This is a genomic window from Rhodospirillum rubrum ATCC 11170 (assembly GCF_000013085.1).
Classification (GTDB): Bacteria; Pseudomonadota; Alphaproteobacteria; order Rhodospirillales; family Rhodospirillaceae; genus Rhodospirillum; species Rhodospirillum rubrum.
The window spans coordinates 1,628,097-1,653,539 of the sequence record NC_007643.1 but is presented as its reverse complement, the minus strand read 5'-3'; the positions used below and the strand labels follow the sequence as shown (position 1 = coordinate 1,653,539).

Here is a 25,443-nt window from a genome sequence, read left to right as displayed (position 1 = left end):
TAAAGGCTCCTTTTAGGAGAGGCTGCGCGGAGCCGTTGACGACCCGGCGAATATCGCCTCATCGCGGGACTCGCCTTGGGAGAAGATCCGCCCGATATCGAGCACGACGATGAAGTCCGCATCGCGCTTACCGATGCAGGTGATGTAATCGGATCGCCAGCGCATGCCGATGCGCGGCGTTTCTTCCAGGGCGCCCGCCGCCACTTGGGTGATTTCATAAACCTTGTCGGCGCGGATCCCGACGATCAGCGGGTCGCCATCGACCAGCACCTCGATAACGACGATGCGGGTATCGATGGTCGGCGGCTTCTGCTCCATGCCGAATTTCAAGCGTAGATCGGCCAAGGGCACCACTTTGCCCCGGACATTGATCAGGCCGCTGACGAAAGCGGCGCTGTTGGGAACCTCGGTGATGGGCACGAGATCAAGAATTTCGCGGACGTGACTGGCCTCGATCGCGAAAATTTCGCCTGCCAAGCCGAGGGTCAGGACCTCGAGCGACCGACCACCATTCCAAAGAGACATGTCGACACTTCTCCCTTGCGCGCGTCTTTCGGAAAAAGGGCGCGCCGATGACTGGGGTTTGCCGTCAGCCGGCGGCCATGAACTGGCTTTCGTAAGTCAGCCCGAGCTTGACCAGATGGCCGATATCCAAAATCAGGGCGACGGCGCCATCGCCCAGGATGGTGGCGCCGGAAAAGGTCTCGACGTCGGCGTGAAGCTTCGAAAGCGATTTGATCACCGTCTGGTGATTGCCGATCACCTGATCGACCACCAGCCCGACCCGGAATTCGCCCGAAGAGACGATGACCACCTTTTGATAGGGATCGGCCGGGGCGCTCACCTGGAACAATTCGCGCAAGCGCAGGAAGGGCACCAGATCGCCGCGGATATTCAGGAAGCTGCGCCCCCGCGAGCGGCCGTCCTCCTCGGCCGACAGCTCGACGCATTCTTCAACGGCCGACAGCGGCAGCACATAGCGGGCCTTGCCGACGCGCACCAGAAGGCCATCGATGATCGCCAGGGTCAGCGGCAGCCGCAGGGTCAGTTCGGTCCCCTTGCCCGGGGTGCTGGCGATGTCGATCTTGCCGCGCAGGCCTTCGATGGTGCGTTTGACCACATCCATGCCGACGCCACGCCCCGACAGGCTGGTCACCACCTTGGCCGTCGAGAAGCCGGCCTGGAAGATCACCTGGAACAGGTCGTTATCCGAAAGCTTCACCCCCGGCGCCAGCAGCCCCTGCTCTTCGGCGCGGGCCTGGATGCGGGCGCGGTCGAGACCGCGCCCATCATCGATGATCGACACCAGCACCTCGGCCCCGGAATGGCGCGCCGACAAGGTGATGCGCCCGGCCGGCGGCTTGCCCGCCTCCTTGCGTCCCTCGGGGGTTTCCAGCCCGTGATCGATGGAATTGCGGATAAGATGGATCAACGGATCATTGAGACGCTCGATCACCGTTTTATCGAGTTCGGTCTCTTCGCCGAAGGTGGTCAATTCGATCTGCTTGCCCAGGTCATGGGCGAGATCATGGACAAGGCGGCGGAAGCGGCCGAACAGCGAACTGATCGGCACCATGCGCACGCCCATGGTGGTATCGCGCAATTCATGGGCCAGCCGCTCGATTTCCTCGGCGATCGCCTTGACCTGCATGTCGTTGATCGAGGCGGCGACCTGGGTCAACCGCGACTGCGCGATCACCAGTTCCCCCACCCGATCCATCAGTTCATCCAGACGCTCGGCGGGAACCCGGATGCTGTCGGCGCCCTTGGCGACAACCTTGGTTTCCGTGCGCAGATGCTGCTGCTCGGCCAGGGCCGAGGTCAGCTTATCGGGGCTGAGATTACCCGACTCGACAAGCAAGGTACCAAGCGGCAACTGCCGCGACACCGCCGTATCGACCGCCTCCTGGGCAACATCGCCGCGTTCGACCAGGATCTCGCCGATGCGACGATCCTCCTCGCCGCTCTCGAGAAGATCGATCGACAACTCCATGTCATCGATGACGAACATGAAAACGTCTTCGATCGCCGTGCGCGGCTGGCTGGTCGTCAGCATGACATCCCAGGCGAGATGGCAGTCGCTGGGAACCAGAACCTCGAGCGAAGGCACCTCCCCGGTCAGCGCCACGATGGTCGCCGAGCCGAGGGTGCGCAATTCATCAAGCAACAGCAAAGGATTGGTGCCCATCGCCATCGCGTCGCGCGCCAGACGGAAGCGGATGCGCCAGGTGATCTCGGCCGGTTGTTCCCTGGCCGCCACCGGCGCGTCCCCTCCTTCGCCGGCCGAGGGAAGGTCCGAGGCGTCAACGATGGCCTTGAGATCGCGCAAGATGGCGTCGCCCTCGGCGCTCTCGGGCGTCTCGGGTTGCTCGATCAACAGCCGCATCCGATCCTTGGCCGCCAAGGCAACGGCGATCAACTCGCGGCTGGGTGTGACCTTGCCTTTGCGCACCAGATCGAAAGCGGTTTCGACGTGATGGGTAAAGGCGGCGACCGCATCGAAGCCGAACATCGACCCCGAGCCCTTGATCGTATGCAGGGCGCGAAAGGCGCTGTCGATCAAATCGCCGTCGTCGGGGGCGTGTTCAAGGTCAAGCAAAGCCTGCTCGAGCTGTTCGAGCAACTCCTGAGCTTCCTGGCGGAAGGTCTCCGATGGGTCCATGGGGGTCATGCGCCGAGCACCTTACGCACCACGGTGACCAGCTGCTCTTGCTGGAACGGCTTGGTGATCCAACCGGTCGCGCCGGCGACCTTGGCCTCCTGCTTCATCGCGGCATCGGATTCGGTGGTGAGGAAGATGATCGGCACGCCCTTATAGGTGGGCAATTTGCGCAATTCGCGGATGAGATCGAGGCCGTTCATCACCGGCATATTAAGGTCGGTCACCACCAGATCGACCGCCATGTCCCGCGCCCGGGCCAATCCTTCGGCCCCGTCGGCCGCCTGGACCACCGTATATCCGGCGCCGGTCAGGGTCAGTTTCACCATCTGGCGGATACTCGCCGAATCATCAACGCTAAGGATGGTCTTGGCCATCATGCTTTCTCCGGTTGCAGCCAGAATGCCTGGTCGGTCGCCTGGTCGGGGATGCCGGTCAGGAACCCACCGCGCTCCAGGGCTTCGAGCAAGGCGCCCGAAGCCGGATGGGCGAGCCGCAAGGTCCGCCCCATCGACCGCGCCCTGGTTCGCGCGGCGATCAGCATCTGGATGAAGCTGAGATCAACCTCGGTCACCCCCAGACAATCGATTTCAAGGACAGCATAACGCCCCCCCTCTTCCCGTAACTTGGAATACGTTTCATCGGCTGTACGCAGCGTTTGCGCCCCGTCCAGATGAATGATCCCCAAATCGCCGATCTCGTCCTGTCCCATTGATTATAACCCACTCAGGTTAAACACACAAAAGTCTATACCCCAATTCATAAGACTATAAAAACCAATACCGAGAGAAAATTGACAAATGACTAACAGAGCCTATAAAAAAAATACGGACAATTAATTATGTTTTTAATACACAAAAGCTTCGGGAAGGATTCGGCACATGTTCCTTAATGAACCAAACATTATTAATAAAATTCCACTGATTTCTATACAACCTAAAGAGTTGCTAAGTTGAGATTGTATCTTTTGCGCCCTTCAAGTGTCCGACGCCAAAGTTTACAAAAGATTAAGAGGGGAGACCTCCCCCACCCCCATGACTCCGATAACATCTCGGATACAGATAACAAGCTACATCCTTAAACTTGTAGTCCGAGCCGCGAACCATTACAACCTTAGTGTGGGGGCCCCTTCGTTAACGGCGAATTTACCCCGCTGGTGAACAGTGTGACCTTTCGGTCCGCCCCTGTGGATCGACCGTCGGCCGTTGACACGGATCGGGCCGGCGCTTTTGAACACGATCCGCCGTCCACCGGCGGTCCGCCGATCGCCGATATCCTCGGCGGGAAACCCATGGGACAGACTGATGCAACTGCGCAGGACTCTCGACCAGATAGCCGGCGCGATCAGAACCGCATCCACCTCCACCGAAGCCCGCTTCCTTGAGATCGGGGGGGGGCTGGAGACCTCGGTCGAGATCCTCACCAGCCTGACCCAAACCTTCGCCACGTTGTCGGATGCGCTGAAGGGCGAGACCTTGGCGCGGGCCACCCGCGAGCTTTCCCAGATCGCCTCGCGGGTGTCGTCTCTGGCGGCGGCTCAAAACAGCGAGATCGAGTCGTTCGTCGCCTTGACCAAACTGATCGCCACCATCGAAAGCCGCGTCGTCCGCATGGGAAAATCGGTGCGCGGGGTCGGCATTCTGGCGACCAATACTAAGATCGCCGCCGCCCACATCGGCGATACCGGCGTCGATTTCACCAGCTTCGCCAACGAGATCAACCGCACCTTGCGCCTTGCCCAGACCAGTCTGGACGAATTCGCCGGCGAGTTGGCCGAGGTCGGGCGTGATCTGCACGTGGCGATCAACACCCAATCCGTTCTGGAAGAGCAGCAGACGGAGGCGATCCGCACCATCCCGCGGCGCCTGACCCGCAGCATCGAGGCGATCGGCGCGCGCTGCAAAACCGCCGTTTCAACCGCCTTCGCCGTCGGCCAGGGCTCCCAGCGCATCGGCCGGCGGATCGGCGACGCGGTCATGGCCCTCCAGATCGGCGACATCACCCGCCAACGCATCGAGCACGCCGATTACGCCCTCGGGCTGCTTGCCGCCCCTCCCGCCTCCCTTGAAGCCGATGAGGCCTCCCACGCCGATGTCATCGATTTCTTCTGCCAGCTTCAATCCCGGCAACTCGAAGACGCCGCCGATGAATTCGATATGGAGATCGGCCGGATCTTGATGTCGCTGGAGGATCTGGCCCTCGACGCCGGGGAAATCCTGCGCCTGGGCAATGACGCCTTCGCCGCCTCGGGCGACCATCAGGGAACATTTCTGGGCGAGTTGGGAAAAGAGGTCGCCGCCGTTGACGATTTGCTTGGCGGCTTCCGCGCGGCGCGGACCAAGGCCGACCAGATCGCCGCCTCGGTCTCGGACGCCACCACCCGGCTGGTCAGCCATATCGGCACCCTGCGCTCGCTCGAAGCCGATATCCGCATCATGGGCCTCAACACCACCTTGAAATGCGGCCGCCTTGGCAACGCCGGCAAGGCGCTTGGCGTCATCGCCCAGGAATTGCGCCATTACGCCAATGAGATCACCACCGAGGCCAGCGAGGTGATGGCCGATCTCGATCAGGTGGTGTCGATCACCAAGGCCCTGTCCGACGAGGCCCATCAGGACCGGGCCAGCGATATCGCCGCGGTGTCGGCCATCATGGCCGATTCCCTGGCCCTGTTGGGGCAGGTCGGTCAAAGCCTCGCCAGCGCCCTGGCCTCGCTCGAGCACGACGGCCATGTGGTAGCCGACCTGCTTGAGAAAACCAGCGCCCGCACCGCCGTCCACGAGGAGATCGCCGAGGTTCTGCGCGGCGCCGCGCGCAAATTGGCCGAAGGTCCCGCCGGCCTCGGGACGATCCCCGCCCCTTCCGGCCCCGAAGCCGACCGGCTGTTTGATCTTTTGATCGCCAGCTACACCATGGAACGCGAACGCGCGGTCTTCGCCCGTCAGGCCCCCGGCCGCCTGCCGCTTGCCGCCGCCCCGGCGGACGCGGGCGAGGCCCCTTCGGCTTCCCCTCCCCCTTCCCCGGGCACGACCGACCTCGACGATATCTTCTTCTGAGCTTATCGGGCCTTGCGGCCCCCTTCGCCCCTAAACGGCCGGCACGGCGCCGCGCCTGGATGAGGCGCCGCGCTTCGTACCAAACGGTACCGCGCCCCCCGCCCCTTACATCCCCGTATGTTTTTCCAGCCCTGGTCTTTTCCGGTTCCGCCCGAAAAGCCGGGGCTTTTGGCGTCTTTTTTGATCTTTCCCGTCGTTGGCACGCCCCCTGCAAAACCTTGGCAGACATTTCCCGTTTTCCAGACTTTTCGGCGCCAAGCAAAGAAGACCCCAGGAAGGCAGGACTAAAAAACGCGTCCTTGGGCATTCTTTTAACCGCCAACCAGGAGAGATCACGATGACCCGCAAGATTGCTATTTATGGCAAGGGTGGAATCGGCAAGTCGACCACCACGCAGAACACCGCCGCCGCCATGGCGCACTTCCACCACAAAAAGATTTTCATTCACGGCTGCGATCCCAAGGCGGATTCGACTAGGCTGATCCTTGGTGGCAAGCCCCAGGAAACCCTGATGGACGTGCTGCGCGAGCAAGGGGCCGAGAAGGTCACCTACGACAAGGTCGTCCGCAAGGGCTACATGGATATCCAGTGCGTTGAATCGGGCGGTCCCGAGCCCGGCGTCGGCTGCGCCGGTCGCGGCGTCATCACCGCCATCGACCTGATGGAAGCCCAGGGCGCCTATACCTCGGATCTCGATTTCGTCTTCTTCGACGTGCTGGGCGACGTGGTCTGTGGCGGCTTCGCCATGCCGATCCGCGATGGCAAGGCCCAGGAGGTCTATATCGTCGCCTCGGGCGAGATGATGGCCGTCTATGCCGCCAACAACATCTGCAAGGGTCTGGTGAAATACGCCAAGCAAAGCGGCGTGCGCCTGGGCGGCATCATCTGCAACAGCCGCAAAGTCGATGGCGAGCGCGAGTTCATCGAGGAATTCACCAAGGCCATCGGCACGACGATGATCCATTTCGTGCCGCGCGACAATATCGTGCAAAAGGCCGAGTTCAACAAAAAGACCGTGACCGAATACGAGCCGACCGAAAATCAGGCCAATGAATACAGCCTGCTGGCTCAGGCGATCATCGAGAATGACAACTTCGTGATCCCCAAGCCGATGACCATGGATGAACTGGAAAGCATGGTCGAAAAGTACGGTCTTCTTGATTAATTCCGCGGCTGGCCGAACGTTTCATTGGCGTTAAGGAGCACGCAACCAATGCCCCACCATACCTTCAAATGCAGCGAATGCATCCCCGAGCGCACCAAGCACGCGGTGATCAAGGGCGCCGACGAGGACCTGACCTCGTGCCTGCCGCTGGGTTATCTCAATACCATTCCGGGATCGATCTCCGAGCGCGGCTGCGCCTATTGCGGCGCCAAGCACGTGATCGGCCAGCCGATGAAGGACGTCATCCATATCAGTCACGGACCGATCGGATGCACCTACGACACCTGGCAGACCAAGCGTTATATCAGCGATAACAACAACTTCCAGCTCAAGTACACCTATGCCACCGATGTTCGGGAAAAGCACATCGTCTTTGGCGCCGAGAAGCTTCTCAAGCAGAACATCCTCGAAGCCTTCAAGGCGTTTCCCGACATCAAGCGCATGACCATCTACCAGACCTGCGCCACGGCGCTGATCGGCGATGACATCGACGCCATCGCCTCGGAAGTGATGGACGAGTTGCCCGATGTCGACATCTTCGTCTGCAACTCGCCGGGCTTCGCCGGGCCCAGCCAGTCGGGCGGCCACCACAAGATCAATATCGCCTGGGTCAACCAGAAGGTCGGCACCGTCGAGCCCGAGATCACCAGCGATTACGTCATCAACTATGTTGGTGAGTATAATATCCAGGGCGATCAGGAAGTTATGCAGGATTACTTCAATCGCATGGGCATCCAGATCCTGTCGACCTTCACCGGCAACGGATCCTATGACGGCCTGCGGGCGATGCACCGCGCCCATCTCAATGTGCTCGAATGCGCCCGTTCGGCCGAATACATCTGCAATGAATTGCGCGTGCGCTATGGCATCCCGCGCCTTGATATCGACGGCTTCGGCTTCGAACCGCTGTCGGACTCGCTGCGCAAGATCGGCCTGTTCTTCGGCATCGAAGACCGCGCCCAGGCGATCATCGACGAAGAAACCGCCAAGTGGAAACCCCAGCTTGATTGGTACAAGGAACGCCTGCGCGGCAAGAAGGTCTGCCTGTGGCCGGGCGGCTCCAAGCTTTGGCATTGGGCCCATGTCATCCAGGAGGAAATGGGCCTCAACGTCGTGTCGCTCTACACCAAATTCGGCCATCAGGGCGATATGGAAAAGGGCATCGCGCGCTGCGGCGAAGGCGCCCTGGCCATCGACGATCCCAACGAGCTTGAAGGCCTGGAAGCCCTGGAGATGCTCAAGCCCGACATCATCTTGACGGGCAAGCGCCCGGGCGAGGTCGCCAAGAAAGTGCGCGTTCCCTATCTCAACGCCCACGCCTATCACAACGGCCCCTATAAGGGCTACGAGGGCTGGGTGCGCTTCGCCCGCGATATCTACAACGCCATCTATTCGCCGATCTTCCAGCTGTCGGCCCTCGATATCAGCAAGGACCCGATCCCGACCGACCAGGGCTTCCTGACGCCGCAGATGATCTCCGATCCGGCCCTGCCCGCCGAGGTGCGGTCTTCGACCGTGCTGACCCCCTATCGCGGCGCTTACGACACCATTTCCGCCCTGCGCGAGAAGACCTATCCGCGCTTCGATGCCGTTCCTGTCGCCCAATAACAAGGATCCCCGCCATGGACGACCTCATGAAAGACAGGATCGACCTGCTCATCGACTACATCATGAAACACTGCCTCTGGCAGTTTCACTCCCGGTCCTGGGACAGGAAAAGACAAAACGAAGGTATCCTGACCAAGACCACGCAACTTCTCTGCGATGAACCCGTCGATCTTGGGACGCCTGCGGACAAATGCTATTGGGTCGACGCCGTTTGCTTGGCCGATGCTTATAAAAGTCGGTACCCGTGGTTGAAGACGATGGATAAGGACGACATCAAGGCCTTGATGGGCGCGCTGCACGAGCGCCTCGACCACCTGACCATCACCGGGTCTCTCAACCTGGAACTGACCGACCAACATTATTAGGGGATCGCACCATGTCCTGCGAATTAAGGAAGAAAGAGCGCATCGGCACGATCAATCCGATCTTCACCTGCCAGCCGGCCGGCGCCCAATACGCCAGCATCGGCATCAAGGATTGCATCGGCATCGTTCACGGCGGCCAGGGCTGCGTCATGTTCGTCCGCCTGCTGATCTCCCAGCACCTCAAGGAAAGCTTCGAAATCGCCTCGTCCTCGGTTCACGAAGACGGCGCGGTGTTCGGCGCCCTTGACCGGGTGGAACAGGCCGTCGACGTGCTGCTGATGCGCTACCCCGACGTCAAGGTCATCCCGATCATCACCACCTGCTCGACCGAGGTCATCGGCGATGATGTCGATGGCGTGGTCCGCAAGCTGGAAGAAGGCCTGCTCAAGGAGAAGTTTCCCGACCGCGAGGTCCATCTGATCCCGATCCACACGCCCAGCTTCGTCGGGTCGATGGTCACCGGATACGACGTGGCGGTGCGCGACTTCGTCAAGGCCTTCGCCAAAAAGGGCAAACCCAGCCTGAAGATCAATCTGATCACCGGCTGGGTCAATCCGGGCGACGTGAAGGAACTCAAGCATCTGCTCGCCGAAATGCGGGTCGAGGCCAATGTCTTGTTCGAGATCGAAAGCTTCGATTCGCCGTTGATGCCCGATAAAAGCGCCGTCTCGCACGGCAGCACGACGATCGACGATCTGATCGACACCGCCAATGCCCAGGGCACCATCGCCCTGAACCGCTATGAAGGGGCCAAGGCCGCCGAGTTCTTGCAAAAGGGCTTCGACGTGCCCGCCGTCATCGGGCCGACGCCGATCGGCATCCGCAACACCGACACCTTCTTGCAGAACCTGAAGATCATGACCGGCAAGGCGATCCCCCCATCGCTGGTCCGCGAACGCGGCATCGCCATCGACGCCCTGACCGATCTTGTCCATATGTTCCTGGCCGACAAGAAGGTGGCGATCTATGGCAATCCCGATCTGGTGATCGGTCTGGCCGAGTTCTGCCTCGATCTGGAAATGAAGCCGATGCTGTTGCTGCTCGGCGACGAGAACGCCGGCTATGAGACCGATCCCCGCATCAAGGCGCTTCAGGAGCGCGTCGACCACGATATGGAGATCATCACCAACGCCGATCTGTGGGAACTGGAGGACCGGGTTAAGAACAAGGGTCTCGAACTCGACCTGATCCTTGGCCATTCCAAGGGCCGCTTCACCGCCATCGACAACAACATCCCGATGGTCCGCGTCGGCTTCCCCACCTATGACCGCGCCGGCCTCTATCGCCATCCGGTCGTCGGCTACGCCGGAGCCACCTGGTTGGCCGAAGCCATGGCCAATACCCTGTTCACCGACATGGAATACAAGAAGAACAAGGAGTGGATCCTCAACGTCTGGTAAGCCTCCTCCCTTGCGTGTCAGGCCCTCCCCCCGGCCCGGGGATGCCTGACACCCCCGCTCTGGGCCCGCCCCCTGGAAAGGAGCCAGCATGCAAATCGCCGCTTTCGTGAACGATCAAGGTCAGGTGGCCGGCTTTTTCGATAAGGGCCCGGTCCGCCTTTTTGAAGGATCGGCCGGGGCGTGGACGCTCAAGACCGACATCCTTGTCGACAGGCAAGAGGCCACCGGCCTTTCGGCGGTCAAGGATGCCCTGAACAGCATCGTCGCCCATCTTGATGAAACCGCCGTTTTCCTGGCCAAGGACACGCGCGGCTTGGCCTATGCGCTGCTTGATGACATGGGCTATCGCGTCTGGAAGTCCGAGGGCGGGCTCAGCGACCAGCTTGATCTGGTGGCCCAGAAGGAACAAGCCCTGGCCAAGGAGGCGCCGAAGGCGGCCGCACCGGGTTGCTCGTCGGGTGGATGCGGGTCGGGGCGGGGGAAAAAGGCCGAGTGCGCCGCCGCGCCACCACCACCACCGCCCCCGTTGCCCCAGGATCTGGGAAAGGGCCGGTATCGCCTTGATCTCGGGGCGATCCTCGCTGGCGACACACGCCTCAACGCCCGGGTGGCGCTGTTGCCCGTGCTTCAGGAAAAGGCCTTTATCAGCCTGGAAATCCTCTGTGATCACCTGCCGCGCTGGTTCGACCAGGAACTCGCGGCGCTGGGGTTGCGCGCCGACCCGCCACACCCGCGCGAGAATGGCCCCGGGCTTCGCGTCATCGTCTTCGCCCCGGCCGAAACGGCCCCGGCCAGCGGAGAGCCGTCATGAGCCGGCCCGCCGACAAACCCCAGCCGTTCTATTTCGCCTATGGCTCGAACATGAACCCGGCGCAGATCGAGGCGCGCTGCCGCAAGCCCGAGGTCGTCGCCACCGCCCGCCTGCCCGACCATCGCCTGGGGTTTTTCGGGTCCTCCAAGATCTGGGACGGCGGCGAGGAAAGCGCCCAGCCCGAACCGGGGGCCGATCTTTGGGGCGTGGTCTATAGGCTGTCGTTCCACGATGCCGAGATCCTTGATACTTGGCAAAAGGTCTGGCTTGACGGCACCGGTCCCTATTTCCACTTCCCCACCCAGGTTTTCGACGCCGAGGGGCGGAATTATCCGGTGCTGTTGTACAAAAGGGACGTGCTTGGCCCCCGGCAAAAGCCCAGCGCCCCGTATCTTGACCACATCATCGCCGGAGCGATGGCGCGCGCCCTGCCGCCACCCTACATCGACCTCCTGAGGGCCATCCCCACGTGCCAGGCCAGCACCCCGGTTCCGCGCAAGGCAAGCTTCAATCCGGAGTTTTTCGCCGGTCTGGCCTGCCAGTGCGGGGATTAGATCGTCTCGGTCCGCGCCAGATAGTCGCCGCCGATCACCAGGAACTCGCCTTCGGCCTTCAGCGGAAAAAACGGCAGCAAGGCGTTGAAAAACATAACTTTCACCTTTGGCACCCGCACCGTCAGGATGATATCGCCAAAGCAGTCGGCAACCTCGCGATCGCTGCTGAACGACGTCAGGTTATTCAGCCGCAGGACAACCGTGCGCGGGTCGATCCGCGCCAGGATCTGATGCTCCTCGAACGCATTCACCCCGCGATAGAGGGTGAGATGGCGCTCCTCGGGTGACAGAAAGGTCGTCAGAACCCATTGGCAGTATTCATAAAGCAGATCAAGCTGGGTCAGGATGGCGTTGGTGTGAAAGGCGCTGGCCATCGCCTCTTCGACATAAGCGGCCCAGGCGTCTTCCGCCCCTTCGGTCAATTTGGCCTTATGGAAGGTTGGAAACAGCCCGAAGCGGCTTTCGACCCAGCCCTTGAGCACGGCGCCCTCGGGCCCGTTCGACTCCCATCCCCAGCCGATCAGCAAGCGCAGAAAGCTTGAACGGAAGGGCCGCGTGCCATCGCGCCCGCCATCGGGACCGATCGGGGCGGCATGCTGTTCGGCATCGATATCAAAAGCCGCCACCATGTATTTCAAAAAGGCGTCGGCGGCATCCGCCCTGCCTTCGGCCTGCGCCAGCATCTCGAACAAACCGGCGTTCATCTCGCGCACCCCGGCGATCGGCAAAGGGAGCGGGTCGTCGTTGAAGGCGGCGCTGCCGATCAAGTCGGTCGACAGGCCAATCCGATTGGTGCTGTGGCCAAGGCGGCGGCCAAGGCGGCGGCCAAGGCGGCGGAGCGTCGTCTGGTCCATGATCGGGATATCTCGTCGGCGAAAGGACGGCGGGGCCAGCGCAGCATAGCACAACCCAAGCGATCCCGCCGAACGAAACGCCCCCGCCGCGCCCCTCAGCGCTTGCGATAAGTCTTGTAATTGAGGGCGTATTTTTCCATGCGCAGGCCAAGGATGCGCCGGGTCAGCCCCAACTCCTTGGCCGCCTCGGTGGCGTTGCCGCCATGGGTTTTCAGGGCCTCGACGATCATTTCGTATTCCACCGCCTGCAGCTTGGCTTCCAGGCCGCAGCCAAACGACGTGCCGGTCTCCGTTGCCGTCTGCAGCGAGGGCGGCAGATTATAGCCGTGGATCACCCCGTCTTCCGACAAGATCACCGAGCGTTCGATAACGTTTTCCAGTTCGCGCACATTGCCCGGCCAGTGATAGGCCATCAGCATGGTCAAGGCCGGGGTCGACACCCGTTTGGCCTCGCGCCCACCCTCGGCGGCGTGGCGGGCGATGAAATGATCGACCAGCAAGATCACGTCGCTGCCCCGGTCGCGCAGCGGCGGCAAGGTGATGGGGAAGACATTGAGCCGGTAGAACAGATCCTCGCGGAAGGTGCCCTTCTCGACCATCTCGGGCAGATTGCGGTTGGTGGCGGCGATGATCCGCACGTCGACGCGCACCGACCGGCCGCCGCCGACGCGCTCGAAGGTCTTTTCCTGGAGCACCCGCAACAGCTTGGCCTGCATGGCCAAACTCAGCTCGCCAACCTCGTCGAGAAAGATGGTGCCGCCGTCGGCCATCTCGAAGCGCCCCTTGCGCTGGGCGATGGCGCCGGTGAAGGCGCCTTTCTCGTGACCGAACAACTCGGACTCGCCTAGGCTTTCGGGCAAGGCGGCGCAATTGAACTTGATGAACGGCCCTTCGGCGGTGGCGCCGTTGTAATGGATGGCGCTGGCGACCAATTCCTTGCCGACGCCGCTTTCCCCGAGGATCAGCACGGTGGCCTTGGTCATCGCCACCTTGTGGATCAGATCATAGACCTCTTGCATCGGCTTGGAGGTGCCGATGATATTGGTAGGTTTGAAGCGGCTTTTCAGGGCGTCGTGCAGACGGCGATTCTCGTTTTCCAGCCGCACCTTGTCGATGTTCTCCAAAAGATACAGCTCCACCGCCGGGGCGATCATCGAGGCGATGGTGGCGATCAGTTCCACGTCCTGCTTCAACAGCCGGCGATTGGCATAGACGCGCTCGGCGCTGATGGTGCCCAGAACCTTGCGACCGCGCAGGATCGGCACGCAGAAGAACGACACCGCCAAATCGCTGCCATCGGCCTGAAGCTGGGTGCGGTTGGGCTTGGTCGGGCTGTCGCGCAGTTCGGGCACGATGATCGCCTTGCCCGAGTCCACCACCTTGGCGGTGATGCCGCGCCCCGGCCCGCTGGCGCCCAGGGCCTGCTGGTCGTCCCGGCCGCCAAAGCTTTCGTGAACGAAGATCTTGCCGCTTTCGCGGTCATAAAGACTGACGGTTCCGCGGCCGATGCGCATGCGCTGCTGCATGACCTTGAGAATGATCGCCAGAGACCGGGGCAAATCCTCGCTCTCGGAAATGATCTGGCTGATCTGGAACAGGATCGGCAGAACGGCGACACGACATTCGCCGGTCTTGCAGTCGGTGGAATCATCGACGAAATCGTCGAGATCAATCGCATAGGTATAGTCCATAAGCATCTCGGATCACTCCCGATCCGCCGCCGTGATCGCGTCCCACCCTCGCCCGGCCCAAAAGCCGGCTTGGCATTACGCACCCATGGCGGCACCGGCGCCTTCCGAAAAGACCTAACATGAAACAAAAGGCACTTTCCAATACAAATACAGCATCGATCCACTCAAGATGCGCTTTGTATCAACCTCTACAATGTTTGTTATTTTTGCGACATAGCGGACAAACCATGACAATTCACCCCGGCGCCCTTGAGCTTCTCTAAGGTTTCGTCTCCGGATTCCAACCAATCCTTGGTGTTTCTGACAAAAACGTACGTTTTGCCGAGATCCGTACCAATCCGTATCAGCCCCTCCCAAAGCGCCGCCCGGACTGGGAACGATCGGCGGCTTGCGGCCCGTGGCACAACCCTTGCTAAGTCCTGGTCGTTCCCGCCACAGCCGGAGGACGCGCCGGACCCGTTTCTGGAACCGGCGCCCCGTCCGAGCCCTTAAGGATAGTCACGGATGAGCGACACCCCCGCCCAGGCGCCCAGCGATCGGACCCGCGTCGTGCGCTACAACTGGCTGGCCCGCTATGATCGCCAGACGGTCGAGGCGATTCTCGACGCGACGCCGCTGGCCCATGTCGGCTGCATGATGAACGGCGTTCCCTTTGTCACGCCAACCTTCTTCTGGCGCGAGGGCGACCGCGTCTATTGGCATGGCTCGACCGCCGGGCGGATGTTCAAAGCCCTGGAGAGCCAGGATATCTGCCTGACGGTTTCGTTGCTTGACGGCTTGATGCTGGCGCGCTCGGCCTATAATTTCAACTGCAACTTCCGCTCGGTGATGGTGGTCGGGCGGGCGCGGTTGATCAGCGATGCCGAGGAAAAGCGCGAAAAGCTGCGGACCTTCGTCAATAGCCTGATCCCCGGCCAGTGGGAGCGCCTGCGCCCGGCCCACGACAAGGAGATCACCGCCACGGCGATCGCCTGGCTGCCGCTCGACGAAGCCTCGTGCAAGCTGCGCAGCGGTCCGCCCGAGGACGACGACGAGGATTACGCCTTCCCCGCCTGGGCCGGCGTCATCCCCATCCGCTATCAGGTTCTGCCGCCCGAAGCCGACCCACGCAACACGGCCGGCATCGAGATGCCGGCCGATGTTTCGCGGTTCACGCTGGGATAAGCCGAACCCGGCTTATTTCTGCTTGGTCTTGGGACGGCTGCCCGGCTTGGGCTTGCCCCAAGTCTTGACCATCGCCTTGCCAACAGCCGGCTTTTCCGTGCGGCGCGGCGCCTTGGCGGCGCGCGGTTCGCTGGCGCGGTCGCTCGCCCGCGGCGGGCGGGGCTCCGCCGTGCGCGGGGCGCGGGCCTCGGTCGGGCGATCGGCGCTGCGGGCGGCACGCGGCGCGCGCGGTTCGGTCGATCGCGGGGCGCGCGGCTCATAGGGCTTCGTCACCCGGGGTTCACTGGCGCGGGGCGCGCGGGGCGCGCTGGCGCGGGGCGCCGCAGCGGCCGCCTCGTCGCCGGCCGTGGCCACCTCCAGGGCGTCGACCGGCTTGCTACGGCTGGTCTCGACCCAGGGATCGATGCGGATATCGCCGCGCTCGACCTGACCGACGGCGGCGATGAAGCGTTCGGCGAAGGCAGCGGCGATTTCGATCTTGGTGTCGCGTTCGAAGATGCTGATCGCGCCGATCTCCTGCTTGGTGATCTTACCCAGGCGGCAGATCATCGGCACCAGCCAGCGCGGATCGGCGTTCTTCTGCCGCCCGACATTCAAGCGGAAGCAGACGCTGGGGCCCGACAGCCCCGAGTTCCGTCCCGGGCGCGGCTCGGTCATCGGCTCGCGCTCGCCATCGCGGTCACGATCGCGCGACGCCGGACGCCGAGCGCGCGGCTCGGGCGAAGGCTCGGCGGTTCCGGCGGCGAACACATCCTCGGCGGCGGGCAACTGGGCGCGGTACATGCGCACCAGGGCGGCGGCGATCTCCTCGGGCGAGCGCACCGCCAAAAGGGCCTTGGCCATCGCCAGATCGTCCTCGGTCAGATCCTCGCTGACCAGCGGGCTTTGCAGCAGGCGTTCCTGATCAAGCGCCCGGATATCGTCGGCCGAGGGGGCGCCGCCCCATTGGGCGCGCACGCCGGCGGTTTCCAAAAGCTGTTCAGCGCGGCGCTTGCGCGAGAACAGCACCAAAAGCACGCTGATCCCCTTGCGTCCGGCGCGGCCGGTGCGGCCGCTGCGGTGCTGCAGGGTTTGGGCGTTCTGGGGCAGCTCGGCATGGATGACCAGCCCGATATTGGGCAGATCGATGCCGCGCGCCGCCACGTCGGTGGCGACGCAGACCCGGGCGCGACCGTCACGCAGGGCCTGAAGGGCCTGATTGCGCTCGCCCTGACCCAGTTCGCCCGACAGGGCGACGGCGGCGAAACCGCGTTCGAGCAAAATGGCCTGCAGGTGGCGCACCGACTCGCGGGTGTTGCAGAACACCAAGGTGGCGGGCGATTCGACATAGCGCAGCAGATTGACCACCGCGTGCTCGACCTCGTTGGGAGCGACGCTGATCGCGCGGTATTCGATATCGGCATGGCCCTGCTTGCCCGCCGCCACGGCGATACGCCAGGCCTCGCGCTGATAGCGCTTGGCCAGGGTGACGATGGCCTTGGGCAAGGTGGCCGAGAACAACAGGGTGCGGCGCTCCTGGGGCGTCGCCTCCAGAAGGAATTCCAGATCCTCGCGGAACCCCAGATCAAGCATCTCGTCGGCTTCGTCGAGCACCACCGCCTTCAGCCGGCCGACGGCGAGGTTGCCGCGCTCCAGGTGGTCGCGCAAACGCCCGGGAGTACCGACGACGATATGACAGCCCTCGCCCAGACGCCGGGTTTCGGCGCGGGGATCCATGCCGCCCACGCACGACACCACCTTGGCCCCGGCATGGCCATAAAGCCACGCCAGCTCGCGATGGACCTGCAAGGCCAGCTCGCGGGTGGGGGCGACGATCAGGGCCAGCGGCTCGGTCGCCGGCTCCAGCACAGCCTCGTCGCCAAGCAGGGTGCTGGCGATCGCCAGACCATAGGCCACGGTCTTGCCCGATCCGGTCTGGGCCGACACCAGCAGGTCGCGACCCTGGGCCCCGGGTTCGAGAACCGCCGTCTGCACGGCGGTGGGTTCGGTGTAGTTACGCTCGATCAAGGCTTGGGTCAGCGGATGACCCGCGGGGAAAAAGTCCATGGGTGGTGCAGTACTTTCCAGGTGGTGGGGGCCGGGCCCGGTTCGGAGCAAGGCGGCGGGGCCAAGAAGAACGATCGCCGCGCTTTGCCTTCCGATAACGAAGGCGCCGCCGCGTGTGCCGGGCCATGAGCGCCGCTAAAAAGCGGGCATCAAACAAGCTTCGCGCACCGGCGGCGGTTTGAACCGTGCTGCCCGATGCGATGAGATACCACGAATCCGTCCGCCGTCACGCAAAAATGCCGCGCGCTCCCGAAACACCCTGACGCGGCGCCGCTGTCGCGCGCTCAGGTGATGGCGTATTCCTGCAGCTTATAAAGCAGGGCGCGACGGCTGATCCCCAGTTGAATCGCCGTGCGCGCCCGGTTGCCGCCGTTGCGCGCCAGGGCGAGGCGGATGACGCGGGTTTCGAACTCGCTGGCCATTTCGCGCAAGGGCCTGATCGCCTCGCCATCGGGCAGCAGTTCGGAAACGAAAGCGGCGCGCTCGCCGCAAATGATGTTTTCGGGCAGATCGTCGCGCAAAATCACGTTGCCCGTGCTCATCACCACGGCGCGCTCCACGGCGTTGACCAATTCGCGGACATTGCCGGGCCAGGGATAGGCCAGCATGCAGTCCAAGGCCGCCGGATCGAAGCCCCGGATCACCACGTTGTTATCGGCGGCGAAGCGCCCAAGAAAATGATCGGCGAGCAGGCGGATATCCTCGGGACGATCGCGCAAGGGGATGGTCTTCAAGGCGACGACATTCAGGCGGAAGAACAGATCCTGACGGAAGGTTCCCTCGCGGATCATCGCCTCGAGATCGCGGTTGGTCGCCGCGACGATGCGCACATCGGCCGGGATCGGCTCCGAACCGCCAACGCGCTCGTATTCGCGTTCCTGCAGAACCCGCAGCAGCTTGACCTGAAGGGCCGGGGAAATCTCGCCGATCTCGTCGAGAAACAGCGTGCCATGCTCGGCCTGTTCAAAACGCCCGCGCCGACGGGTGGCCGCCCCGGTGAAGGCCCCCTTCTCGTGGCCGAAGAACTCGCTTTCCAGCAAGCCTTCGGGAATGGCCGCGCAATTGACGCGGATGAAGGGACCGGTGGCGCGCGGGCTGCCGTAATGGACCGAGGCCGCCACCAGTTCCTTGCCGGTGCCGCTTTCGCCCTGGATCAGCACGGTGGCTTGGCTGCGCGCCACTTTGGCGATGGTCTGGCGCAGATCCATCATCTTGGGATTGTCGGTCAAGATACCTTCGGCGCCGTAACGCTCGGATAATTCGCGCCGCAATGAAACGATATCGGCGCGCATCGAGCGGATCTCCAGCGCCCGGCGGACGAGCAGGCGGATCTCCTCAAGATCAAAGGGCTTGATCACATAGTCGAAGGCGCCATCCTTGATCGCCTGAACCGCGGTGCAAACCTCGGCGAAGGCGGTCATCAAGATCACCGCCGTGCCCCGGTCCATCTCCAAGATCGCCTTGGCCGCCTCAAGGCCGTTCATGCGTGGCATGCGGATATCGAGCAAAACCACATCGGTACGCTGAAGGCGGAAAACCTCGATCGCCTCCAGGCCGTCGCGCGCCGTCACCACCCTCAGGCCTTCCTTGGACAAGAAGGCCGACAGCATCTGGCGGATGGCCTCGTCGTCATCGACGATCAGAACGGTCTGGGCGGGGGCTAACATGGGGGACTCTCCTGCTTCGAACGAACCACGGGCAGGCGGATGGTCACCACCGTTCCCTCGCCAAGGCGGCTATCAAGGGTGATGACGCCCTGATGGGCATCGACGATGCGATGAACGACCGCCAGCCCCAGACCCGTCCCGGCCGGCTTGGTTGAAAAGAACGGGTCGAAAACCTTGTCGAGATAGTCGGGGGCCAGACCGATGCCGTCATCGCTGACCTTGACCATCACATGGTCATCGCCCAGGCGGCGCACCGCCACGGTGACCGACCCATCCTTGGAAATCGCCTGCATGGCGTTGATGATCAGATTGAGCAGCGCCTGCTTGAGCGATTCGCCATCGGCCTCGATCGCCGGCACCTCGCCCTCCAGGTCCATTTCGATGCGCGCTTCGGATTTCCCCCGCGCCAGAAAGGCCATTTCCTGGGCGATCTGATCCAGGTGAACCTTGTCGATACGCGGCGCGCGCGGCCGGCCGAAGGCCAGCAGTTCGGTGATGATATGGTTGAGGCTGTCGACCTGACGGATGATCAGCGGCCCGTAATGCTGCCATTCCTTGGGGCTCGCGCATTCCATCAGATACTGGACGAAGCCACGGATCGAGGTCAGCGGGTTTCTGATCTCATGGGCGATGCCGGCGGTTAGTTCGCCCAGGGCGGCCAGCCGATCGGCCCGCATCACCTGCACCATCAGCCGGTCGCGTTCACTGACATCCTTGAGCACCACCACCGCGCCGATGGGCTGCCCCTCGCCGTCGCGCAGCACGCTGGAAGACGCCGAGATCTTCAAGGTGCCGTCCAGATTGGGCAGGTCCGGGGTCACGCCGATATGGGTGCAGCCGGTTTCCAGGGTATCGAGCAGCACGCTGACCATATCGGTGCCGCTGATGAACAGCGCGTGATAGGGCTTGCCGATCACCGCGTCGGCCGACATCGAATACATCTGCTCGGCGGCCGGATTGAAGGCGGTGATAGTACCCTTGAGATCGACGGCGACGATACCGTCGGCGACGCTGGCCAGGATGTTTTCCGTCAGCGACCGCGCATCGAGCAATGCCTTGGCCATGGCGTTGATGGCATCGACGATATTGCCCAACTCGTCGCGCAACGGCGGCAGCGGCCGGCGCAGATCGTTTTCCATGACGGCGAGGCCATCGACGATGACGCCGACCTCCTGCGACAGCCGGCGCGACATCGAATTGACGACAAAGAAGGCGATGCCGATCCCGGCGAGGCTGACGAACAGCACGGCGCGATGAAAGACGTTCTGCTGGTTCTCGATCGCCTCGATGAACTCATTGGCCCAGATATAGCCGATCACCTCGTCGTTGCGGATGATCGGCAGCATGGCGTTCATGATCTGACCGCGCACCAGCGTGCCGAATTCGACCCGTGGCTTGGCGCTGTCCATCACGGCGCGCCCCGGATGGTCGGCGGTGATCGAAACGCCGATGGTCTTGGCGTAGGAGGCGCTTGGCCCATAGGTGATGATGGCGTCCAGACGCTTGGAATAATAGCCGACGGCGATGCCGTCGCCGATCCCGGCGATGCGATCGGTCTGAAGCGTCAACTTGGCGCTGAGATGGGCGATGGCCGCGGCGCGGTCGGTCCAGCCGCTGGGCAGATCGGCGAGCAGGGAGTCAAAGCCAGGGCCAAGCTCGGCATCGAGAATTTGGGTCAGGCCGAACAGCTTGCTTTGCTTTTCATGAAGCAGCGCCTGCCGCCCCTCGTGTTCGAAGACGATGCCAACGATGGCGATCGGCAAGGCGACGACGATCAGCGAGGTCAGCATCAACCGATGGCGCAGACTCCGCAAAGGCAGGATACGCGAGAGGTCGCTGAGGCGCACGGGGGATCCCTCGATGGGGTAAAATCATGGATTGAATTTTCCGCCGAGCGCCCCTTCAAAACCGCCAACGGCATAGAAGAGTCATAGATAAGAGCAGTGATCTTATCAAGTGCGCAAAATTTTTCACAGTTGCGCAATTTTCTTCACAAATAGTCAGACGAAAAATTAGATGCATAGACCACACATACTGCGAAACTATTTGCGCAGGTGTGAAACATATTTCCCCGATACGTGAGCCATTTCTTTTTAAAAACACCCCACAACATTGCAACCATCTGATTTATAACGATATTTTGTTTTCTTTTTTCTTGGCACGGATCTTGCCAATTACTCGGCGCTATCCCAATGGGGCGGGACCAGAGCGGCGCACGCGAGGTGATCACGATCCCCCGCCGAGCCCGTCTCCTGGAACGCTTCCACCCCTTGCCTGAGAGAGGAGACAACAATGTCCAAGGTCGTTTCCATAAGGGACGCGGTCGAACGAATTCCCGATGGCGCGTCGATCATGATCGGCGGCTTCATGGGAGTCGGCTCCCCCCATCGCCTGATCGACGAACTGGTCCGCCAGGGCAAACGCGATCTGACGATCATCGCCAATGACACCGCCCGGCCCAATCACGCCATCGGCAAGCTGATCGATGCCGGCGCCGTGTCGCGGCTGATCGCCTCGCATATCGGACTGAACCCCGAAACCCAGCGGCGGATGATCGCCGGCGAGATCGATGTCACCCTCGTTCCCCAGGGCACCCTGGCCGAGCAGATCCGCGCCGGCGGCACCGGCCTTGGCGGGGTGCTGACGCCGACGGGCGTCGGCACGCTGGTGCAAGACGGCAAACAGACCGTCGATGTCGATGGCACGGTTTTCCTGCTGGAAAAGCCGATCAAGGCCGATTTCGCCCTGATCCACGCCTGGCGCGCCGATCACCTGGGCAATCTTCAATACGAACTGACGGCCAGGAACTTCAATCCGTCGATGGCCATGGCGGCGGCGACGGTGATCGCCGAGGCCCAGACCATCGTTCCCGTCGGCGTCATCCCCCCCGATCAGGTCGAGACCGTCAGCATCATCGTCGATCTCATCGTTGCCCGGGAGGCCTAAAACCATGGACGCCAAAACCCTTATCGCCCGCCGTGTCGCCCAGGAACTCACCCAGGGCAATCTCGTCAATCTCGGCATCGGCCTGCCGACCCTGGTCGCCAATTACCTTCCCCCCGGCATGTCTGTGTTCTTCCAGTCGGAGAACGGCATCATCGGCATGCAGCCCCTGGAAGGCCCCGGCGGATCCTCCGAGGCCCTGACCGATGCCGGCGGCGCGCCGACCGGCATCATCCCCGGCGCCGCCGCCTTTGACAGCGTTTCCTCCTTCGGCTTCATCCGGGGCGGCCACCTCGACGTCACCGTTCTGGGCGGCCTGCAGGTCGACGAAGCCGGTCAACTGGCCAATTGGGTGGTTCCGGGCAAGATGGTGCCGGGCATGGGCGGCGCCATGGACCTCGTCACCGGCGCCCGCCGGGTGATCGTGGCGATGACCCATACCGCCAAGGGCGCGCCGAAGATCCTCAAGGCCTGCACCCTGCCGCTGACCTCGGTTCGCCGCATCGATCTGATCGTGACCGAGATGGCGGTGATCGAACCGACGGACGCCGGCCTCGTGCTGCGCGAGCGCGCGCCGGGGGTCTCGCTTGAGGCGGTGATCGCCGCGACCGAGGCCCGCCTGATCGTCGAAGGCGAGACGCCCGAGATGACCCTCGCCGCCTGATCGGCGGACATCTTAGAGTTCCCCCATTGGAGGCGGCAGCAATGTCCCCGAACGTAATGGAAACCACCGCGGACCAGGAAAGCCGCGGCAAGACCGGGGTTGAATCCCAAGGTCGTCTGGCGCATATGGCCTTCGAGTTCACCCGCATCGCCGAGAAGTGGTTTCCCGACGCCTTCGTCTTCGTCGTCCTGACCACCCTTGTCGTCACCGCCGCCGATCTGGCCATCGGCGCCTCGCCCTTGCAGATCGCCAAGGGCTTCGGAGCGGGGTTCTGGACGCTCATTCCCTTCACCATGCAGATGGCGATGGTCGCCATCACCGGCTATGTGGTCGCCACCTCGCCGCCCTGCACCCGGCTGATCACCAAATTAGCCGCCTTCCCGTCAACGCCGGCCGGCGCCGTCGCCTGGGTGGCCTTCATCTCGATGGCGGCCTCCTATCTCAACTGGGCGCTCAGTCTAGTGCTGGGTGGTTTGCTCGTCCGCGCCCTCGCCCGCCGCGTCGACCTGAAGATGGACTATCGCGCCGCCGGAGCCGCCGCCTATATGGGCCTGGGCTCGACCTGGGCGCTGGGGCTCAGTTCGTCCTCGGCCATGCTGCAGGCCAATCCGCTGTCCCTGCCCAAGTCGATCTCCGACATCAGCGGCGTCATTCCGCTCAGCCAAACGATCTTCCTGTGGCAGTCGGTGGTTCTGTATCTCAGCTTGATGACCCTGGCCGTCGTCGTCTTCTACTTCGCCGCGCCGCGCGGCAAGCATGTGCGCACCGCCCAGGACATGGGCGTGGACGTCTCGATCGAGCCCGAGCCCGCGCAGAAGCCCAAGCGCCCCGGCGAATGGCTGGAATTCACCCCCGTCCTGCCCATCCTCGTCGTCATCTTGTCGGTCGGCTACTTCTGGGAGCAGTTCAGCAGCCAGGGCGTGCTGGTCACGGTTTCCAGCCTCAACAACTATAACTTCGCCTTCCTGATGCTCGGCCTGCTGCTGCACCGCAATATCCGCAGCTTCCTGACCGCCGTCACCCGGGCGGTGCCGACCTCGGCGGGCGTGCTGATCCAGTTCCCGTTCTATGGCGCCATCGCCGCCATGCTGACCGGCGTGCTGGGATCGGACGGGATCTCGATCTCCCACCACATCTCGGAGCTGTTCGTCAGCATCGCCACCACCAACAGCTTCCCGATCGTCATCGGCATCTATTCGGCCATCCTCGGCTTCCTCATCCCCTCGGGTGGCGGCAAGTGGATCATCGAGGCGCCCTATGTGTTGCAGGCGGCCAAGGACATCCACGCCCACATGGGCTGGGCGGTTCAGGTCTACAACGCGGCCGAAGCCCTGCCCAATCTGATCAACCCCTTCTGGATGCTCCCCTTGCTCGGCATCCTCAAGCTTCAGGCCCGCGACATCGTCGGCTTCTGCTTCACCCAGCTGATCTTCAGCGCCCCGGTGGTGATGCTGTTGCTGTGGGTTTTTGCCCAGACTCTCGCGCCCTGACCTCCCTCGCCAACCGGGGATGCGGGCCGGGTTCATCCCCCCGCCCGCCTCTCCCCCGCTCCCCGGTTGGCGTCCCCTTTGGATCATCGAAAGAGACCCGTCATGAATGACGTTGTGATCGCGGGCGCCGCCCGCACGGCCATCGGTGCGTTCAATGGCGCCTTTGGCGCCGTCCCCGCCCACACCCTGGGTGAAGTCGCCATCCGCGAGGCCCTGAACCGGGCCAAGGTCGAGGCCGGCGATGTCGATGAAGTGGTGCTTGGTCATGTGCTGACCGCCGGCCAGGGCCAAAATCCGGCCCGTCAGGCCGCCGTCAACGCCGGCATTCCGGTGGAAAGAACCGCCTATTGCATCAATCAGCTTTGCGGTTCGGGGCTGCGCACCGTGGCCTTGGGCTTCCAGGCGATCCGCAATGGCGATGCGAAGATCGTCGTCGCCGGCGGCCAGGAAAGCATGAGCATGGCCCCCCACGCCAGCCACCTGCGCGCCGGCATCAAGATGGGCCCGGGCGAGCTGGTCGACACCATGATCAAGGACGGCCTGTGGGATGCCTTCAACGGCTACCACATGGGCACCACCGCCGAGAACATCGCCGACAAATGGCAGATCAGCCGGGCCGAGCAGGATGAATTCGCCTGCGCCTCGCAGAACAAGGCCGAGGCCGCCATCGCCGCGGGCAAATTCAAGGACGAGATCGCCGCCGTCACCCTCAAAACCCGCAAAGGCGATGTCGTCGTCGATACCGACGAGCACCCCAAGGCCGGGGTGACGATCGAGAGCCTGGCCAAGGCGCGGGCCGCCTTCCGCAAGGATGGCACGGTCACCGCCGGCAACGCCTCGGGCATCAACGACGGCGCCGCCGCCCTGGTGCTGATGAGCGCCGATAACGCCCGCCTGCGCGGCATCGCCCCGCTCGCCCGCATCGTGTCGTGGGCCACGGCTGGCGTCGATCCGGCGATCATGGGCAGCGGCCCGATCCCCGCCTCGCGTCTGGCCCTGAAAAAAGCCGGCTGGACCATCGACGACCTGGATCTGATCGAAGCCAACGAGGCCTTCGCCGCCCAGGCGATCGCCGTCAACCGCGACATGGGCTGGGACACGGCCAAGGTCAACGTCAACGGCGGCGCCATCGCCCTTGGTCATCCGATCGGCGCCTCGGGCGCGCGCGTCCTGGTCACCTTGCTCCACGAGATGATCAAGCGCGACGCCAAGAAGGGCCTGACGACGCTGTGCATCGGCGGCGGCATGGGCATCGCGCTTTGCGTTGAGCGCGGCTAAGCCGCCCGATCCCGGCCGGACCCTTTGG

General features: G+C 63.0%; 21 protein-coding genes. 12 read left to right on the top strand and 9 right to left on the bottom strand.

Going from position 1 to position 25,443, the window contains the following annotated elements:
• Window positions 1-12: 12 nt before the first annotated feature.
• The 4 genes from RRU_RS07285 to RRU_RS07270 form a co-directional block, all read right to left on the bottom strand.
• On the bottom strand, window positions 13-525 hold the full coding sequence (locus RRU_RS07285; RefSeq protein WP_011389154.1) for a chemotaxis protein CheW: 513 nt from the start codon (window positions 523-525) through the stop codon (window positions 13-15).
• Between the two features lie 64 nt (window positions 526-589).
• Window positions 590-2,671, bottom strand: coding sequence for a chemotaxis protein CheA (locus RRU_RS07280; RefSeq protein ID WP_011389153.1), 2,082 nt, complete (start codon window positions 2,669-2,671; stop codon window positions 590-592).
• Window positions 2,668-3,036 carry a response regulator gene (locus tag RRU_RS07275; RefSeq protein WP_014626162.1) on the bottom strand — a complete coding sequence of 123 codons (369 nt, stop codon included), beginning with the start codon at window positions 3,034-3,036 and terminating at the stop codon, window positions 2,668-2,670. The genes RRU_RS07280 and RRU_RS07275 overlap by 4 nt, the downstream gene beginning before the upstream one ends.
• Window positions 3,036-3,371: an STAS domain-containing protein gene (locus RRU_RS07270; RefSeq protein WP_011389151.1), complete on the bottom strand. Its 336-nt coding sequence runs from the start codon at window positions 3,369-3,371 to the stop codon at window positions 3,036-3,038. Before RRU_RS07270 ends, RRU_RS07275 begins: the two co-directional genes overlap by 1 nt.
• Before the next feature lie 592 nt (window positions 3,372-3,963).
• Between RRU_RS07270 and RRU_RS07265 the strand changes: the two genes are divergently transcribed.
• The 7 genes from RRU_RS07265 (at window position 3,964) to RRU_RS07235 (ending at window position 11,618) form a co-directional block, all read left to right on the top strand.
• The gene (locus RRU_RS07265) at window positions 3,964-5,715 is read left to right on the top strand and encodes a chemotaxis protein (protein WP_011389150.1); all 1,752 of its coding nucleotides are present in this window, start codon (window positions 3,964-3,966) and stop codon (window positions 5,713-5,715) included.
• Window positions 5,716-6,052: 337 nt separating this feature from the next.
• Complete coding sequence (nifH, locus tag RRU_RS07260; RefSeq protein ID WP_011389149.1) at window positions 6,053-6,880, top strand: nitrogenase iron protein; 828 nt, start codon at window positions 6,053-6,055, stop codon at window positions 6,878-6,880.
• 48 nt (window positions 6,881-6,928) lie between these two features.
• Window positions 6,929-8,488: a nitrogenase iron-iron protein, alpha chain gene (anfD, locus tag RRU_RS07255; RefSeq protein WP_011389148.1), complete on the top strand. Its 1,560-nt coding sequence runs from the start codon at window positions 6,929-6,931 to the stop codon at window positions 8,486-8,488.
• A gap of 14 nt (window positions 8,489-8,502) precedes the next feature.
• Window positions 8,503-8,853, top strand: a complete 351-nt coding sequence (gene anfG, locus RRU_RS07250) for a Fe-only nitrogenase subunit delta (RefSeq protein WP_011389147.1) — start codon at window positions 8,503-8,505, stop codon at window positions 8,851-8,853.
• Window positions 8,854-8,864: 11 nt separating this feature from the next.
• Window positions 8,865-10,253 carry a Fe-only nitrogenase subunit beta gene (gene anfK, locus RRU_RS07245; protein ID WP_011389146.1) on the top strand — a complete coding sequence of 463 codons (1,389 nt, stop codon included), beginning with the start codon at window positions 8,865-8,867 and terminating at the stop codon, window positions 10,251-10,253.
• An 88-nt stretch (window positions 10,254-10,341) separates the two neighbouring features.
• Window positions 10,342-11,064, top strand: a complete 723-nt coding sequence (gene anfO / locus RRU_RS07240; protein ID WP_011389145.1) for a Fe-only nitrogenase accessory protein AnfO — start codon at window positions 10,342-10,344, stop codon at window positions 11,062-11,064.
• Complete coding sequence (locus RRU_RS07235; protein WP_011389144.1) at window positions 11,061-11,618, top strand: gamma-glutamylcyclotransferase family protein; 558 nt, start codon at window positions 11,061-11,063, stop codon at window positions 11,616-11,618. Before anfO ends, RRU_RS07235 begins: the two co-directional genes overlap by 4 nt.
• Here the strand turns inward: RRU_RS07235 and RRU_RS07230 are convergent.
• Window positions 11,615-12,472, bottom strand: a complete 858-nt coding sequence (locus tag RRU_RS07230; RefSeq protein WP_014626161.1) for an NAD(+)--dinitrogen-reductase ADP-D-ribosyltransferase — start codon at window positions 12,470-12,472, stop codon at window positions 11,615-11,617. The genes RRU_RS07235 and RRU_RS07230 overlap by 4 nt on opposite strands.
• Before the next feature lie 95 nt (window positions 12,473-12,567).
• A complete protein-coding gene (locus RRU_RS07225) occupies window positions 12,568-14,169 on the bottom strand; it encodes a sigma-54-dependent Fis family transcriptional regulator (RefSeq protein ID WP_011389142.1) in 1,602 nt (533 codons plus the stop codon).
• A 498-nt stretch (window positions 14,170-14,667) separates the two neighbouring features.
• Here RRU_RS07225 and RRU_RS07220 point away from each other — a divergent pair, with 498 nt between their 5' ends.
• Window positions 14,668-15,327 carry a pyridoxamine 5'-phosphate oxidase family protein gene (locus tag RRU_RS07220; RefSeq protein ID WP_011389141.1) on the top strand — a complete coding sequence of 220 codons (660 nt, stop codon included), beginning with the start codon at window positions 14,668-14,670 and terminating at the stop codon, window positions 15,325-15,327.
• 12 nt (window positions 15,328-15,339) lie between these two features.
• Here the strand turns inward: RRU_RS07220 and RRU_RS07215 are convergent, their stop codons facing one another.
• The 3 genes from RRU_RS07215 to atoS all read right to left on the bottom strand — a co-directional run bounded on the left by RRU_RS07215 (window position 15,340) and on the right by atoS (window position 20,887).
• Window positions 15,340-17,373, bottom strand: a complete 2,034-nt coding sequence (locus RRU_RS07215) for a DEAD/DEAH box helicase (RefSeq protein ID WP_011389140.1) — start codon at window positions 17,371-17,373, stop codon at window positions 15,340-15,342.
• Between the two features lie 284 nt (window positions 17,374-17,657).
• Window positions 17,658-19,040 (bottom strand): acetoacetate metabolism transcriptional regulator AtoC, encoded by a 1,383-nt coding sequence (gene atoC, locus RRU_RS07210; RefSeq protein ID WP_011389139.1) that lies wholly within the window; start codon window positions 19,038-19,040, stop codon window positions 17,658-17,660.
• Window positions 19,034-20,887, bottom strand: coding sequence for a two-component system sensor histidine kinase AtoS (gene atoS / locus RRU_RS07205; protein ID WP_011389138.1), 1,854 nt, complete (start codon window positions 20,885-20,887; stop codon window positions 19,034-19,036). The genes atoC and atoS overlap by 7 nt, the downstream gene beginning before the upstream one ends.
• A 445-nt stretch (window positions 20,888-21,332) precedes the next feature.
• Between atoS and RRU_RS07200 the strand changes: the two genes are divergently transcribed.
• From RRU_RS07200 to RRU_RS07185, 4 genes are all read left to right on the top strand, one after another.
• Complete coding sequence (locus tag RRU_RS07200; protein WP_011389137.1) at window positions 21,333-21,986, top strand: CoA transferase subunit A; 654 nt, start codon at window positions 21,333-21,335, stop codon at window positions 21,984-21,986.
• Window positions 21,987-21,990: 4 nt separating this feature from the next.
• Window positions 21,991-22,647, top strand: coding sequence for a 3-oxoacid CoA-transferase subunit B (locus RRU_RS07195; protein ID WP_011389136.1), 657 nt, complete (start codon window positions 21,991-21,993; stop codon window positions 22,645-22,647).
• Window positions 22,648-22,688: 41 nt separating this feature from the next.
• Entirely contained in the window at window positions 22,689-24,137 is a 1,449-nt protein-coding gene (locus tag RRU_RS07190) for a short-chain fatty acid transporter (protein ID WP_011389135.1), read from the top strand.
• A gap of 102 nt (window positions 24,138-24,239) precedes the next feature.
• Complete coding sequence (locus tag RRU_RS07185) at window positions 24,240-25,415, top strand: acetyl-CoA C-acetyltransferase (RefSeq protein WP_011389134.1); 1,176 nt, start codon at window positions 24,240-24,242, stop codon at window positions 25,413-25,415.
• Window positions 25,416-25,443: the final 28 nt, after the last annotated feature.